15 protein-coding genes and 2 tRNA genes are annotated in these 13,774 nt (G+C 34.2%); 13 read left to right on the forward strand and 4 right to left on the reverse strand.

Annotation, left to right across the window (positions count from 1 at the left end):
- Window positions 1–205: 205 nt before the first annotated feature.
- The 4 genes from I130_RS14740 to I130_RS14755 all read right to left on the reverse strand — a co-directional run bounded on the left by I130_RS14740 (window position 206) and on the right by I130_RS14755 (window position 3,224).
- Window positions 206–1,420 (reverse strand): site-specific integrase, encoded by a 1,215-nt coding sequence (locus tag I130_RS14740; protein WP_034925006.1) that lies wholly within the window; start codon window positions 1,418–1,420, stop codon window positions 206–208.
- Window positions 1,421–1,632: 212 nt separating this feature from the next.
- Window positions 1,633–1,710 (reverse strand) — tRNA-Pro (locus tag I130_RS14745).
- Window positions 1,711–1,740: 30 nt separating this feature from the next.
- Window positions 1,741–1,825 (reverse strand) — tRNA-Ser (locus I130_RS14750).
- 160 nt (window positions 1,826–1,985) lie between these two features.
- Window positions 1,986–3,224 carry an NAD(P)/FAD-dependent oxidoreductase gene (locus I130_RS14755; RefSeq protein WP_034925010.1) on the reverse strand — a complete coding sequence of 413 codons (1,239 nt, stop codon included), beginning with the start codon at window positions 3,222–3,224 and terminating at the stop codon, window positions 1,986–1,988.
- 95 nt (window positions 3,225–3,319) lie between these two features.
- Between I130_RS14755 and hutH the strand changes: the two genes are divergently transcribed.
- The 13 genes from hutH to I130_RS14820 all read left to right on the forward strand — a co-directional run bounded on the left by hutH (window position 3,320) and on the right by I130_RS14820 (window position 13,716).
- Window positions 3,320–4,855, forward strand: coding sequence for a histidine ammonia-lyase (gene hutH, locus I130_RS14760; protein WP_034925684.1), 1,536 nt, complete (start codon window positions 3,320–3,322; stop codon window positions 4,853–4,855).
- 208 nt (window positions 4,856–5,063) lie between these two features.
- Window positions 5,064–5,801, forward strand: coding sequence for a 3-oxoacyl-ACP reductase FabG (gene fabG, locus I130_RS14765; protein ID WP_034925013.1), 738 nt, complete (start codon window positions 5,064–5,066; stop codon window positions 5,799–5,801).
- A gap of 6 nt (window positions 5,802–5,807) precedes the next feature.
- Window positions 5,808–6,692, forward strand: a complete 885-nt coding sequence (locus I130_RS14770) for a lysophospholipid acyltransferase family protein (RefSeq protein ID WP_034925016.1) — start codon at window positions 5,808–5,810, stop codon at window positions 6,690–6,692.
- Window positions 6,693–6,789: 97 nt separating this feature from the next.
- On the forward strand, window positions 6,790–7,239 hold the full coding sequence (locus tag I130_RS14775; RefSeq protein WP_034925019.1) for a hypothetical protein: 450 nt from the start codon (window positions 6,790–6,792) through the stop codon (window positions 7,237–7,239).
- Window positions 7,240–7,659 (forward strand): acyl-CoA thioesterase, encoded by a 420-nt coding sequence (locus I130_RS14780; protein ID WP_034925023.1) that lies wholly within the window; start codon window positions 7,240–7,242, stop codon window positions 7,657–7,659. It begins immediately after the preceding gene.
- Complete coding sequence (locus tag I130_RS14785) at window positions 7,660–8,808, forward strand: beta-ketoacyl synthase N-terminal-like domain-containing protein (protein WP_034925026.1); 1,149 nt, start codon at window positions 7,660–7,662, stop codon at window positions 8,806–8,808.
- Window positions 8,795–9,406 (forward strand): hypothetical protein, encoded by a 612-nt coding sequence (locus tag I130_RS14790; RefSeq protein ID WP_034925030.1) that lies wholly within the window; start codon window positions 8,795–8,797, stop codon window positions 9,404–9,406. Before I130_RS14785 ends, I130_RS14790 begins: the two co-directional genes overlap by 14 nt.
- Complete coding sequence (locus tag I130_RS14795; RefSeq protein ID WP_034925032.1) at window positions 9,399–9,656, forward strand: phosphopantetheine-binding protein; 258 nt, start codon at window positions 9,399–9,401, stop codon at window positions 9,654–9,656. The genes I130_RS14790 and I130_RS14795 overlap by 8 nt, the downstream gene beginning before the upstream one ends.
- A 3-nt stretch (window positions 9,657–9,659) precedes the next feature.
- Window positions 9,660–10,850, forward strand: a complete 1,191-nt coding sequence (locus I130_RS14800; RefSeq protein ID WP_034925035.1) for a beta-ketoacyl-[acyl-carrier-protein] synthase family protein — start codon at window positions 9,660–9,662, stop codon at window positions 10,848–10,850.
- Complete coding sequence (locus I130_RS14805) at window positions 10,843–11,907, forward strand: beta-ketoacyl synthase chain length factor (RefSeq protein ID WP_034925038.1); 1,065 nt, start codon at window positions 10,843–10,845, stop codon at window positions 11,905–11,907. Before I130_RS14800 ends, I130_RS14805 begins: the two co-directional genes overlap by 8 nt.
- A complete protein-coding gene (locus I130_RS14810) occupies window positions 11,904–12,674 on the forward strand; it encodes a polysaccharide deacetylase family protein (RefSeq protein WP_034925041.1) in 771 nt (256 codons plus the stop codon). Before I130_RS14805 ends, I130_RS14810 begins: the two co-directional genes overlap by 4 nt.
- Window positions 12,661–13,281, forward strand: coding sequence for a LolA family protein (locus I130_RS14815; protein WP_034925044.1), 621 nt, complete (start codon window positions 12,661–12,663; stop codon window positions 13,279–13,281). The genes I130_RS14810 and I130_RS14815 overlap by 14 nt, the downstream gene beginning before the upstream one ends.
- A gap of 66 nt (window positions 13,282–13,347) precedes the next feature.
- Entirely contained in the window at window positions 13,348–13,716 is a 369-nt protein-coding gene (locus I130_RS14820) for a hydroxymyristoyl-ACP dehydratase (protein ID WP_034925047.1), read from the forward strand.
- Window positions 13,717–13,774 lie beyond the last annotated feature (58 nt).

A 13,774-nucleotide genomic window follows, 5' to 3' on the forward strand; every position in this document is an offset into this window, starting at 1 on the left:
AGAATTTCATTTGGAGAAGCAAAGCAAGATGTGTCATTGTCATGACAATCTTGCTTTGCGCCCGGAGGTTGCAAAGATTCTAAAAGACCGTTTACTTGAACTTTTTATTTTAAATTAGAATATTTATCTGTTTAAATATCCAAACAATTCATAGTATTAGTTCGGTAGATATGGGGCTTGATTTCGTAATTGATCAAAATTAAAATCACGATCCTAGTTTTTCTTTCAATAGCATCATATCTTCACTCAACTTATTTTCTAAAACCCTTGCATAAATCTGGGTGGTAGATAATTTGGTATGTCCTAAAAGCTTAGAGACCGTTTCTATAGGTACCCCGTTGGATAAGGTAACTGTGGTCGCAAAAGTGTGCCTGGCAGAATGAAAGGTAATTGTTTTTTTTATTTTCAATTGCAGCATCACCTCTTTTAGATATTTGTTGACCTTTTGATTGGAAAATACCGGGAATAAAAATTCGTCTTTAATACTATCGGCATATTGATCTATAATATTTTGGGCCTGAGGCAAAAGTGGCACTTTTACCGTTTCGTCTGTTTTCTCCCGTTTGGTATAGATCCAATTGCTCCCATCGATTCCTTTAATAATCTGATGAATGGTCAATTCTTTTAGATCTATATAAGAAAGCCCTGTATAACAGGAGAAGATGAAAACATCTTTTACTTTTTGTAAGCTGCTACTGGTAAATGCAGTGCTCTCTACTATTTGAAGTTCCCGTTTGCTTAGATATTGCCGCTCGTTTTTCTCGAACCTGAATTTAAAATTATCAAAAGGGTTTTTTGCCAGCCATTCCAGCTTAATTGAAAGGTTCAACATCTTTTTAAAACGTTCCAAATGTTTCATCGTGCCATTGTTGCCACAAGTCTTGCGAGAAACCTTAGCAGAATATAGGCGTAGGAATTGTTCAAAGTCGGTTACAAACCGATAGTTGATCTGTTTAAGGCTAATATCATTGCAGCTCATTTTCTGCTTTAAAAACTCATTTAAATAGGTTTCGGTGGTACGATAATTTTTCATAGTGCCGGGTTTCAACACGTTTTTCATGTGGGAATTGTGATAGCTCATTAATTCCAACAAGGTTTTTTGGTGTTCATCGTTCCCATAGAATAGGGCTTTGATGCTTTGGGCAGAAACCACTTTATTCTCTGAGGAAAGTTGCTTGTGACAATCCAAGAATTTAGCATAGATCTGGTCTAAATACTGGTTTAAACTTCTTGAATTTGGAGTAGTTCCCTTAGCACGTCCTTTTGAGACGTCCCAATGATTCACCGATATTGATCTTTTTAGACTTATTTCTGAGCGTTTTCCATCTACGGTAACTCGTGCATAAATAAATAATTTCTTTGTCTCGTTATGGTGTTTACGAACGAAAAATAATACGGAAAAGGTAGTGTAATTAGGCATTTCAAGCGTCTTAAGTGAAACAATCAGTTTGTAAAGACGAAAGTCAAATCAGTTAAATGCTTTATGAAGTTACGTAAATATCTGTAATAAAATGATTCACCGAATGATTCACCAGACTTATGTATTTAAATGATATTGTTTGATATCATTAAAAACAAAAAACACTGATAATCAAGAGATTAACAGTGTTTTGGTGGGTTTTAATACCCATTTGGTCGGGGTGGCAGGATTCGAACCTGCGGCCTCCTGCTCCCAAAGCAGGCGCGATAACCGGGCTACGCTACACCCCGAATAATTCGTTTAGAATTAATCGATTTTTGCGGAGAGTATGAGATTCGAACTCATGCGACAATTGCTCGTCGACAGTTTAGCAAACTGCTCCATTAACCACTCTGGCAACTCTCCGTTAAATTGTAAGAACTTATCGCAACTATTTTGCGGTTGCAAATCTAACTTTTACCTACTAACAATCCAAACCTTTTATCCCTTTTTTCAACATAAAAATTCTAAGAATTAATTAAACGGGTCTGACTCAGAAAATTAACGCTAAAAATAATTTTAAACTTTAGTTGGAAGCCTCTTCTAATTCTATTAATTTGGATAGATTTTTAATTATTTGATCGTGTTTTCTAACAAAAGGATTAGCCTCATCCCAAACATAACCTGCTAAAACAGCACAAATCTGTTTTTTAATTTCTAGGTTAGGAGTGGGGTGAAAAATGATCTTTTGAAGATTTCCGGAGTACCACTCTTTTACGTAAGTAGAGAACACATGAACACCTTGTTTAATATAATTCACATACTCGATTTCCCAATTTACTTTAGTGCCATTTCTTTCTTTTATAATTAGTTTGGCAGCTAACAAGCCAGAGGCCGTAGCAAAAGATACTCCTGAGGAAAAAACAGGGTCTAAAAATTCGGCACTGTTGCCAGTAAGTACAAAACCATCTCCATAAAGTTGAATGACATTTCTACTTATGTTATCCACCTTTATTGGCTTAAATAGATATTCGTAAGCTTCAAATCGGTGTTTATAAAACTTCAATTTTCCTATCATTTCCTTCATAGCGACTTCAGGATCTTTCGAATAATTTTCGAACCATTTGGTTGGAGCTACAAAGCCTAAACTAGAATTTCCGTTAGAAAAAGGAAAATACCAAAACCATACTTGGGTTTCTAAAACTTCAAAAGTTATAAGTTCTCCTTCTTTTCCTTTAGGACGATCGGGTTCTTCTATATGAGTGAAAATTGAGGAATGGGCAGCAATTTGTGGGGGAGCTTCTAATTGTAATTGCTTGGCTAAAACTCGTCCAAAACCACTAGAATCTATAATAAAATCTGCTTGGATCTCCGTAAGTTCTCCGTTAGAGTTTCTCACAATAGTTTTAGAACTACTTCCTTTAAACTCAACATGTATCACTTCGGAATCAAACAGGATTTTAACCCCTTTTCGTTGTACCTCTTCAGCTAAACAGTTATCAAAATCGGCTCGAGGCACTTGCCATGTCCAATCCCAACCATTGCCATATTTTTCAGAGAAATCAAATTCTCCTATTTTCTCATCTTTAATAAAACGCGCTCCAAATTTCTTTTGAAACCCAGCAACTTTAACAGCTTCTAATAACCCGGCTTCTTCTAGATTATCCATGCATTGAGGAATTAAACTCTCCCCAATCTGAAACCTAGGAAAAACAGATTTTTCCACCACCAAAACCTTTATTCCTTGATTATGAAGATAAGAGGCGGAGACCATTCCTGAAGGGCCCGCGCCAATAATAAGAATTTCTGAAATTTCCTTTTTCATTCCATTTCATTTACGTTGTAAATATAGTACATTTGTTAAGAGAATTAACAGTTCCTGCAAAGGATACACTACTAATAATCCCGGATTTCTATCGTATGCTCCAAATTACAACTGCTCTTGATTTCAGAAATTTCTATGAAGTTCTTTTTAAAGATTCAAAAATAACTTTGGACCATTCAGTTATCGAGAGAATGTCCTTAAGTTTTAAATTTTTAGAAGAATTTTCTAAAAATAAAATAATTTATGGTGTGAATACTGGATTTGGGCCGATGGCTCAGTACAAGATAAAAGATAAAGACAGGCAACAATTACAATACAATCTTATAAGAAGTCATGCTTCAGGTATGGGGAAACCTATGGAGCCTTTATATGTAAAATCTTTGATGTTAGCTAGATTAAATACCTTGGCATTAGGGAAATCTGGAGTGCATAGTTCTGTAGTAGAAACCATGCAGCTGCTTATAAATAAAGATATTACCCCTTTGATCTTTGAACACGGTGGAGTAGGAGCATCGGGAGATCTAGTACAGTTGGCACATTTGGCATTAGTGCTTATTGGGGAAGGTGAAGTTTATTACAAAGGTGAGAAAAGAAAAACAGCAGAAGTTTTTTCCGAAGAAAACCTTAAGCCAATTAAAATTGAACAAAGGGAAGGCTTAGCCCTAATGAACGGAACTTCGGCAATGACGGGGATTGGGATTGTTAATGTAATTTACGCTAAGCGTTTACTAAACTGGTCTATCTTCTGTTCATCAGCAATCAATGAAATTGTCGAGGCGTATGACGATCATTTATCTTCAGAATTAAACGCGACGAAGCTCCATATCGGACAACAGGAAGTGGCTTTAAAGATGAGAGAGCATTTAAAAGATTCGTCTCTTACCCGAGATAGAAATGAACATTTGTACAGTGGAGAAAATCCTGAAAGCGAATATTTTGAAGAAAAAGTTCAGGAATATTATAGTTTACGCTGTGTGCCGCAAATTTTAGGACCCGTTTATGATACGATTGAACATACTCAGAAGATTTTGATTGAAGAGGTGAATTCTGCCAATGACAATCCTATAATAGATGTAGAAAGAAAACAGGTTTATCACGGAGGTAATTTTCACGGGGATTATGTCTCGCTGGAAATGGACAAACTTAAATTGGTTGTGACCAAAATGACCATGTTAGCAGAGCGGCAATTAAATTATCTTTTGAATGACAGACTTAATAATATTTTACCACCTTTTGTAAATTTAGGAGTTCTAGGGTTAAATTTCGGAATGCAAGGCGCACAATTTAGTGCGGTTTCTACTACAGCAGAGAACCAGATGCTTTCTAATTCAATGTACGTACACAGTATTCCAAATAATAACGATAATCAGGATATTGTAAGTATGGGAACCAATGCTGCTAATGTAACTAAAACAGTTATTGATAATGCTTTTGAAGTACTAAGTGTCGAGTTGTTAACTATAGTTCAAGCATTGAGACATCTTGACATTAAAGAACGTTTATCTACAGCAACTCATGAAAAATTTGAAATTTTGAATAAATTAGTTCCAGAGATCAAAGAGGATTTGCCACTTTATAAAACTCAGGAAATGATCAAGGAGTTTATTAAAACTCAGGATGCTTATTTATAAATTTGCTGATTCTCATTTAAGTGCCATAAACTGAAAAGAAACTTCATTCTGAACTAGTTTCAGAATCTCATTATACTTTTAATGAATACAATAAACTGAGACCCTGAATATTCCGACCATTCGGTACAGGGTGACGAAATGCTACTATGATAAAAAACTGATATACTTTATAAATTTTCAAGAAGGATCTTTAAAACATACTTTCAAAATGAAATTAAAATATGCTTTAGTAACTGGAGGATCACGAGGGATAGGGAAAGCAATTGCTCTAAAACTGGCTGAAGATCTAGGTTATAATATTTTACTGAATTATAATTCTAATGAAAATGCTGCCTTAGAAACTCAAGAACTTATTGTTGCGAAGCAAGTTCGCTGTGAACTTTTAAAATTTGATGTTTCCAGTTCTGAAAAGGTTTCTCAAATATTGGAAGAATGGGTGAATAAAAATCCTGAAAGCTCTATTGAAGTGCTTATAAACAATGCAGGAATTGCAAAGGACGGTCTATTTATCTGGACGAAACCTGAAGATTGGCAATCTGTTATAAATACTTCTCTTAACGGATTTTATAATTGTTCTCAGGCCGTTTTAAAAAATATGCTGACTCAACGTTATGGTAGGATTATTAATATAGTTTCACTTTCAGGACTAAAAGGAAATCCTGGTCAAGTAAACTATTCTGCGGCAAAAGGAGCGGTAATCGCAGCAACAAAAGCTTTAGCTCAAGAAATAGGAAAGCGAAAAGTGACTGTAAATGCTGTTGCTCCGGGTTTTATAAACTCTGATATGACAGCAGATATTGATGAAGCCAATCTTAAAAAAATGATTCCATTAAATAGGTTTGGAGAAACAGAGGAAGTTGCAAATCTTGTTTCTTTTCTGGCTTCAGAAAAATCATCTTACATCACAGGAGAGGTAATTAATATAAATGGCGGTTTGTATTCTTAAACTATTATGGCAGAATGGAAAGGGCAATCTAGAGGAACCGTTTTAGGATTTAAGATCTATGTGTTTATAATAAAGAACTTAGGACTTTATGCATCCTATTTTGTGCTTCTATTCGTGGCTGCTTATTTTATTGTTTTTTCTTTTAGCTCTACTAAAAGTACTTACTATCTGTTCCGAAAAAGATTAAACTATTCTGCATTAAGTTCAATATTTCAGATATATAAAAGTTATTTCACATTTGGAAGGATCCAATTGGATAGGATCGCAATAGGTGCTGGGTTAAAGAAAAAATATAGTTTCGAATTTGATGGCATCCACCACATTAATGATCTTCTCGCGAAAAAGAAAGGTGGAATTCTGCTAACTGCACATATAGGAAATTTTAATTTAGCGCAGCATTTCTTTAGTGATAAGCACGACTCTGCTGTTGTAAATCTAATAATGACAGACTTAGAACATGAGGAGATCAAGAATTATTTGGAATCTGTAACCGGGAAAGCCAGCATTAAAACGATTATTTTAAAGGACGATCTTTCACATATTTTTGTAATGAATGAAGCATTGAAGAATAATGAACTTTTAGTATTTGCAGCAGATAGGTATTATAAAGATGCTAAAACATATACTGAAGAATTACTCGGAAAACCGACCAAATTCCCACAGGGTCCATTTAAACTTGCAGTGCGTAACCAAATACCTGTGTTGTTTGTTCATATAATGAGAGAAAAAGATTTTCATTATCATTTTTATGCGAGACCTTTTGAAGGAATTTCTGCCTCTCCAAAAGAATTATTAAAAGCCTATCTTGGAGACTTGGAAGGGATGGTGAGAAAATATCCGCATCAGTGGTATAATTATTATGATTATTGGAATGATTTCAACCCCTCATAGAGGGTTTATTTATTTAACCTGATGGTTATTATAAGACGTTAAATATTACTCATTTTTCCTCGTAGACTTGGTATCGAGGTTATTGATTTTAAAATTTATGGAGCAAAACTTACTAATAGAACCTATTCTAGATCCACAAAGAATTATTCAACTTATTCCGCAGAAACCACCTTTTGTGATGGTAGACTCATTATTTGAGTATACGGCACTTACAGGAAAAACCGGATTTGTAATTACAGAAGATAATATTTTGGTGGAAGAAGGATTCTTTTCTGAAGCAGGTCTTATAGAGCATATGGCGCAAAGCATGTCTTTACATCGTGGGTATCAAGGTTTTTTATCTGGCTTAGATAAGCCAAAAACTGGATTTATAGGTGCTATAAAAACTATTGAGATAAAATCTTTGCCTAAAGCATCGACCAAGCTTGTTACCAATGTTGAAATATTGAAAGAAATAATGGGGGTAACACTTGTAGTTGCTGAAACGGTAGATGAAAACGGAGAAGTTGTAGCAACTTCAGAAATGAAAACGGTAACGGTAGAATAAATGTCATCAAAAGCCCTTAAATCCCGAATTCATCTCAAGGTAAGATTTAGTGAATGTGATCCTTTACAGATCGTTTGGCATGGAAATTATTTAAAGTATTTTGAAGAGGGACGTGAAAATTTCTGCATTCAGCATGGGATTTCTTATTTAGACATGAAAAATCGTGGTTATGCAACTCCTATTGTAAAATCTAATTGCGAGCATAAATTGCCTTTGGAATATGGCGATACTTTTGAGGTGGAAACAAGCTTCCAGCCAGTAGATGCTGCCAAACTTATTTTTAGTTATAAGATCTTCAAACAAGATAAAATGATTTGTATTGGAGAAACAACCCAAGTTTTTATAAATGAAAGCAGAGAACTTGTATTGATTAATCCACCGTTTTTCTTAGATTGGAAAAAGAAAATGGGCTTGATCTAAATGATGGATATTTTATTACAGGAAGATTCAATTATCTCTCCACTTGGTTTTTCTACTTCAGAAAATATAAAAGCAATTAAGGCAGGAAATTCTGGACTTCAATTCCATGAAAATTCTAGGATTCAAAATGGAGGTTGTTATGCTGGAATTCTCGATGCTTCATTATTAGCCGATAAATTTTCTGATATAGGCGATGCTAAAAAATTCACTAAACTAGAGCAAATGATGTTACTTGCAACTCAGAGTGTTCTAAATAGTAATCAATTAAATCTTTCTGAAACAGCACTTATCATTTCTAGCACTAAAGGAAATATAGATCTATTGGATAATTCACAAAATTTCTCTAAGAATAGGGCAAGCTTAAATTATTTGGCCAGGGTTATTCAAGAATTCTTTGGATTTAAGCATAAACCAATTATTGTTTCTAATGCCTGTATTTCCGGAGGACTTGCAGTTGCAATTGCTAAAAGATTTATACAAGTTGGGAAATTTAATGATGCCATAGTTGTTGCCGGTGACCTTGTTTCTGACTTTGTAACCTCTGGTTTTCAATCTTTTCAATCGTTAAGTGCTACTCCTTGTAAACCCTTTTCAAAAAATAGAGATGGTATTAGTTTAGGTGAAGCAGCAGCTGCAATTTTAGTGAGTAACAAGGAAAGAAAAGGAAACAATATAAGTTTAGTTGGAGATGCAACTTCAAATGATGCTAATCATATTTCTGGACCTTCTAGGACTGGTGAAGGTTTGTATAAAAGTATTCAGCGTGCATTGCAGGAATCGAAACTATCAGCTTCAGAGATAGATTATTTGTGTGCTCATGGAACTGCGACGATATTTAATGATGAAATGGAAGCTGTTGCATTTAATAGAGCAGAATTAGTTCATGTGCCTATAAATAGTTTCAAAGGTTTTTACGGGCATACTTTGGGAGCTTCAGCTTTAATAGAGAATATTCTTACAAAACATTCTTTGCTTAATAATGAGTTATACCCTTCGCTTAATTTCGAAGGATTGGGAGTTTCAAAACCAATTAATATTATTCAGAAATTCGAAAAGAAAGAATTGAAAACTGCTTTAAAAACAGCATCTGGTTTTGGAGGCTGTAATTTAGCTATGATATTAAAAAAGAGTTTTAATGGATATAGCTAGAAAACATTTTATCACAAATTCAATTAGGATTAAAAATGGAAAGATCTTTTTAAATAAAGAGACTATTCTCTCTTTGGATCCAAAAATTGATTTCTCTCAATTTTTAAAAGACGCTTATAAACAATTAGCGCTGAAGTATCCAAAATATCATAAGATGGATTCCCTTTGTAAACTTGGCGTATTAGGTTCTACAATATTATTAAGAGATCAAGATTTTACAGAAAATACTGCTTTAGTATTTTCTAATGCCTCATCCAGTCATGATATAGATATAAAACACAAGCAATCTATGGAAAGCATAGTTTCTCCTGCTGTTTTTGTATATACCTTGCCAAATATAGTACTCGGGGAAATAAGTATTAAACATAAACTTCAAAGCGAGAATGTGTTTTTTATTGAAGACCAATTTAATGCCGATCTGTTAGTAGATTATTCTGAAACATTACTGAAATCAGGAAAAGCTTCTAGTGTGGTTTGTGGGTGGATAGAACTAAAAAATGACCAATATGATGTACTTTTGTGCTTGGTTTCAAATAATGGAGAGATCCCGTTTACTAGGGAGAAATTAGAAGAATTATACAGATTTGATAATGAGTGATTTACGCACAGAGCTTAAGCAAAGTATTATTGTACAACTTAACCTAGAAGAACTAACTATAGAAGATATAGATAATAATGATTCACTTTTTGGGGACGGATTGGGATTAGATTCTATAGATGCCTTGGAATTAATTGTGTTATTAGAGAAAGATTACGGAATTAAATTAACCGATCCCAATCAAGGGAAAGAAATTTTTATTTCCATTAATAAAATGGCAGAATATATAGAATCTCACCGAACTAAGTAGTCCATGAACAGAGGAGTTGCCATTACAGGAATGGGAATTATTTCAGCCTTAGGCAACGGAGTAGAGGCAAATTTTAATGCCTTAATTGCATCTCAAGATGGGATTACTTTTCCTGAGATACTTAAAACTAAATACACTCATTTTCCAGTAGGAGAAGTAAAGACTTCTAATCTCGATCTTGAAACAGAACTTCAATTATCAGATGAACATTCCTGTACTCGTGCTGCACTTCTAGGAATAATTGCTGCAAAAGAAGCTATAAAGTCTTCTGGTGTAACCGCAAAGGAGTTGCTTACTACGGGTTTTATTTCTGGTTCTAGCGTTGGTGGAATAGATGCTACAGAAAAATACTATTTAGAATATGATAAGTCTACTGCACATCATCAATTTATCCCTGCGCAACATCCTGGATTTACTACAAATAAGATTGCAGAACACCTTAATATAAAAGGATTTACCACAACTATTAGTACAGCTTGTTCTTCTGGAGCTAATGCCATTATGCTTGGGGCAAGACTCATTAAAGCAGGGGAACTAGATCGCGTAATTGTAGGCGGAACAGATTGCCTAACAAAATTCACCTTAAACGGATTCAATTCTTTAAAGATCCTTTCTGAAGAAAAATGCAAAGCTTTTGATGATTCCAGAAATGGACTGAATTTAGGGGAAGGTGCTGCTTATTTAGTTCTTGAAGCGGAACACTTAGCAAAGAATAAACAAATATTAGGGCGTGTATTGGGTTACGGAAATGCAAATGATGCTTATCACCAAACTGCTTCTTCTGAAACAGGAGTTGGCGCCTATAAAGCCATGCGAGATGCGCTTGAAATTGCTGGAATTGCTGCTGAAAAGATAAATTATATCAATGCACATGGAACTGCCACCAGAAATAATGACCTTTCAGAGAGTAATGCCTTAAAACAGATTTTTAGTTCTGAAGTTCCAGACTTTAGTTCTACCAAAGCATATACAGGACACAGTTTAGCTGCGGCAGGAGCTTTAGAAGCTGTGTTTAGTATTCTTTCCCTTCAGAATAATTTGATTTTTCCAAATTTGAATTTCTCTAAACCAATGCAGGAATCAGGATTACTCCCAATAACCGAATTGAAGAATAAATCTGTTAATTATGTATTGTCTAATTCTTTCGGGTTTGGAGGGAACTGCACTTCACTAATCTTCAGTAAAAATGAGTAGAACTATTTACATTACTGGGATTGGAGCGATTTCTGCTCAAACTGAAGAAAGTGTTTTTTCAGAAAAGTCAGTTGTATATACTTCGAATATATTTCAGGCTATTTCGCCAAATTTTAAGGAATATATACCAGCTATGGCATTAAGAAGAATGTCCAAGGCAATTAAAATGGGGCTTACTGCGGTAAAAATGGCTTTGCAGGATGCAAACGTAGAGCTTCCAGATGCTATTATTACAGGTACAGGTGAAGGCTGTAAGCAGGATACAGAGAAATTTTTGGGAAGCATGCTTTCTCAAGAAGAGGATTTATTAACTCCCACTTCATTTATCCAATCTACCCATAATACGGTAGGAGGGCAGATCGCATTGAATTTGGGTTGTTCCGGATATAATGTTACGTATTCTCAAGAAAGAGCTTCTCTGGAATCTGCTTTAATAGATTCCGTATTATTACTAAATGAAAAACCTTCTTTAAATTCAGTTTTGGTGGGAGGTGTAGATGAAGTATCTAATAAGATCACTTCTTTTGGCTATTTGAATGGATTTTTAAAGCAAGAGGAAATAGAGAATTTAAGTTTGTTCTCTCATAAATCTGAAGGAACTATCACTTCTGAAGGTGCTTTTTTCTTCAATTTGACCACTGAAAATAAGAAGGACTCGTATGCTCAATTAAAAGCCGTATCTAGTTTTAATGCCGAATCACCTATTGAAGTTTCAGAAAAGATCACTGAATTTTTATCCAGAAATAGTTTGCGACCTAAAGATTTAGATATTGTGTTTCTTGGAAAAAATGGAGATTTAGATCAAGACAAGGTTTATGATGAGCTGCAATACACGATATTTCCCAAAACTTGCCAGCTTGCTTACAAGCATCTGTCGGGAGAATTTAATACAGTAACCGGTTTTGCGATTTGGTTGAGTTGTCTAATTTTTAGAAGGCAGCAAATTCCAGATATTTTAAAATTGAATGCAGTACCATCTTCAAACCCAAAAAACATACTTTTATATAACTTGGCTTCAAATACTAGTCATAGTGTAATATTGTTGCAAAAACCTTGAGTTATAAACCATTTAATATCGTAGTGATTCTCTTATTCTTTATTGGAGTACTCTTGGTGTTTTTTAAAATAATCTCTATTTGGCTATTGTTTATCGTAGTTCTAGCATATCTATTCTTTTTATTACTGATTTCTACAAATGTTCAATGGAACTTTTTTGTGAAGGCTTATAACAACAATCTCGCAGCAACCAATAGGGATATTGCTCTTACGTTTGATGATGGTCCGGTGGAGAATACTTTAGCAATATTAGCATTACTAAAGAAGTACGATGTAAAAGCTAGTTTCTTTTGTATTGGTAAGAATATTCAAGAGAATCCAGGGATTTTTAAAAAAATACTTCTAGATGGGCATTTAGTAGGAAATCATACATTCTCTCATACTCGAAAAATGGGTTTTTTAAGGACTCAGCAAGTTATTGAAGAAATTAATAGGTGTAATAAGATAGCATTCGAGGTAGGAGGAGTCAACTTAAAAACCTTTAGACCGCCCTTTGGAATTATTAACCCAAAGGTGGAAAGAGCATTGAAAAGTACAGGACATCAGGTTGTTGGATGGAATGTTCGGTCTTATGATGCCATTCTGAATTCAAAGAATTTTATATTAAATAGGATCATTAAAAACCTAAAGCCCGGAGATGTAATTTTATTGCACGATAACAATCTCCAAACGGTAGAAATCTTGGAACAATTGTTGTTATTTTTGCAAAACAACAATTATAGATCCGTTAGGGTAGATAATTTATTTCAATTACATGCGTATTCTTAAACTAGCTGTTTTCTTTATTTCGGTTGCAACATTTGCGCAAACTCCTTTGACGGAAGCGGAAACTATTAAGTTCAAAGAAATTGTTTCTAAGCGTTCAGATGCCTTGGAAAGTTTGTCTAGTGATTTCCTCCAGACTAAGTATATAAAAATGATGAAAGGCGCCGCTATTAGTAATGGGAGGTTATATTACCAGGCTCCAGATATACTTAAATGGGAATATAGCCACCCCTACAATTATAAGATCTTATTTAAAGACAGTAAACTTATTATTGATGATGATGGTTATAAAACCGTAACCGATCTCAAATCTAATAAGCTTTTCGAAAAGCTAGTTACATTAATCTCTGGTAGTATAAATGGAAAATTACTAGAGGATAAAAAGAATTATGACGTTTCTTATTTTAAAACTACCAATCTTATTTCGGCTGTAATTGTTCCAAAAGACGCTAGCATAAGAGAAATGTTTAACCAAATAGTTTTGCTATTTGATAGGAACTTTGTGGTGATTACTGTGAGACTTATAGAAGCTTCTGGAGATTATACTGAGATCGATTTTAAAAACATCAGATTCAATCAGCCTATACATCCTAAAGTTTTCCAGAATTAAAAATTAGCAAGTCTTAGTATCAAATTCAATTTTCTATCTATTTTAGCTTTTCTAAATAGATAGTATATGCTTTTAAAAGATTTTTATTCAGTATTAAGTTCAACAGAACTAGAAGGGGAATTTATAACTGAAGTAAGTATAAATAAGAATCACGATTTATATAGAGGACATTTTCCTGATAGACCTGTAACTCCGGGAGTTATCTTAATGCAACTTTTCAAAGAGGAAGCAGAGCGAAGATCTAATAGAAAATTGCAATTAGTAACAGCTACTAATGTTAAGTTCATGGCTGTAGTAGACCCGAATGTGTGTGAAAAGCTACTATTGCAATCTTCTATCGTTTCTGAAAATGGAATTTTAAAGCTTAAAGGAATCGCTAAACAGAATGATACTATCTCCTTAAAGATCAGTGCTACTTACAAGCCTATATCTTAACATAATTAAATTCATCACGGTCAAACTGTTCCATTAATAAACAATACTTTTGTTTTTT

The organism is Gillisia sp. CAL575, from assembly GCF_000403785.1.
Taxonomy (GTDB): domain Bacteria; phylum Bacteroidota; class Bacteroidia; order Flavobacteriales; family Flavobacteriaceae; genus Gillisia.

Coding starts and splice junctions, on each gene's coding strand:
- hutH (WP_034925684.1), top strand. CDS start 3,320: ATGCTCCAAATTACAACTGCTCTTGATTTCAGAAATTTCTATGAAGTT.
- I130_RS14805 (WP_034925038.1), top strand. CDS start 10,843: ATGAGTAGAACTATTTACATTACTGGGATTGGAGCGATTTCTGCTCAA.
- I130_RS14800 (WP_034925035.1), top strand. CDS start 9,660: ATGAACAGAGGAGTTGCCATTACAGGAATGGGAATTATTTCAGCCTTA.
- I130_RS14775 (WP_034925019.1), top strand. CDS start 6,790: ATGGAGCAAAACTTACTAATAGAACCTATTCTAGATCCACAAAGAATT.
- I130_RS14815 (WP_034925044.1), top strand. CDS start 12,661: ATGCGTATTCTTAAACTAGCTGTTTTCTTTATTTCGGTTGCAACATTT.
- I130_RS14770 (WP_034925016.1), top strand. CDS start 5,808: ATGGCAGAATGGAAAGGGCAATCTAGAGGAACCGTTTTAGGATTTAAG.
- I130_RS14740 (WP_034925006.1), bottom strand. CDS start 1,420: ATGCCTAATTACACTACCTTTTCCGTATTATTTTTCGTTCGTAAACAC.
- I130_RS14790 (WP_034925030.1), top strand. CDS start 8,795: ATGGATATAGCTAGAAAACATTTTATCACAAATTCAATTAGGATTAAA.
- fabG (WP_034925013.1), top strand. CDS start 5,064: ATGAAATTAAAATATGCTTTAGTAACTGGAGGATCACGAGGGATAGGG.
- I130_RS14780 (WP_034925023.1), top strand. CDS start 7,240: ATGTCATCAAAAGCCCTTAAATCCCGAATTCATCTCAAGGTAAGATTT.
- I130_RS14785 (WP_034925026.1), top strand. CDS start 7,660: ATGATGGATATTTTATTACAGGAAGATTCAATTATCTCTCCACTTGGT.
- I130_RS14820 (WP_034925047.1), top strand. CDS start 13,348: ATGCTTTTAAAAGATTTTTATTCAGTATTAAGTTCAACAGAACTAGAA.
- I130_RS14795 (WP_034925032.1), top strand. CDS start 9,399: ATGAGTGATTTACGCACAGAGCTTAAGCAAAGTATTATTGTACAACTT.
- I130_RS14755 (WP_034925010.1), bottom strand. CDS start 3,224: ATGAAAAAGGAAATTTCAGAAATTCTTATTATTGGCGCGGGCCCTTCA.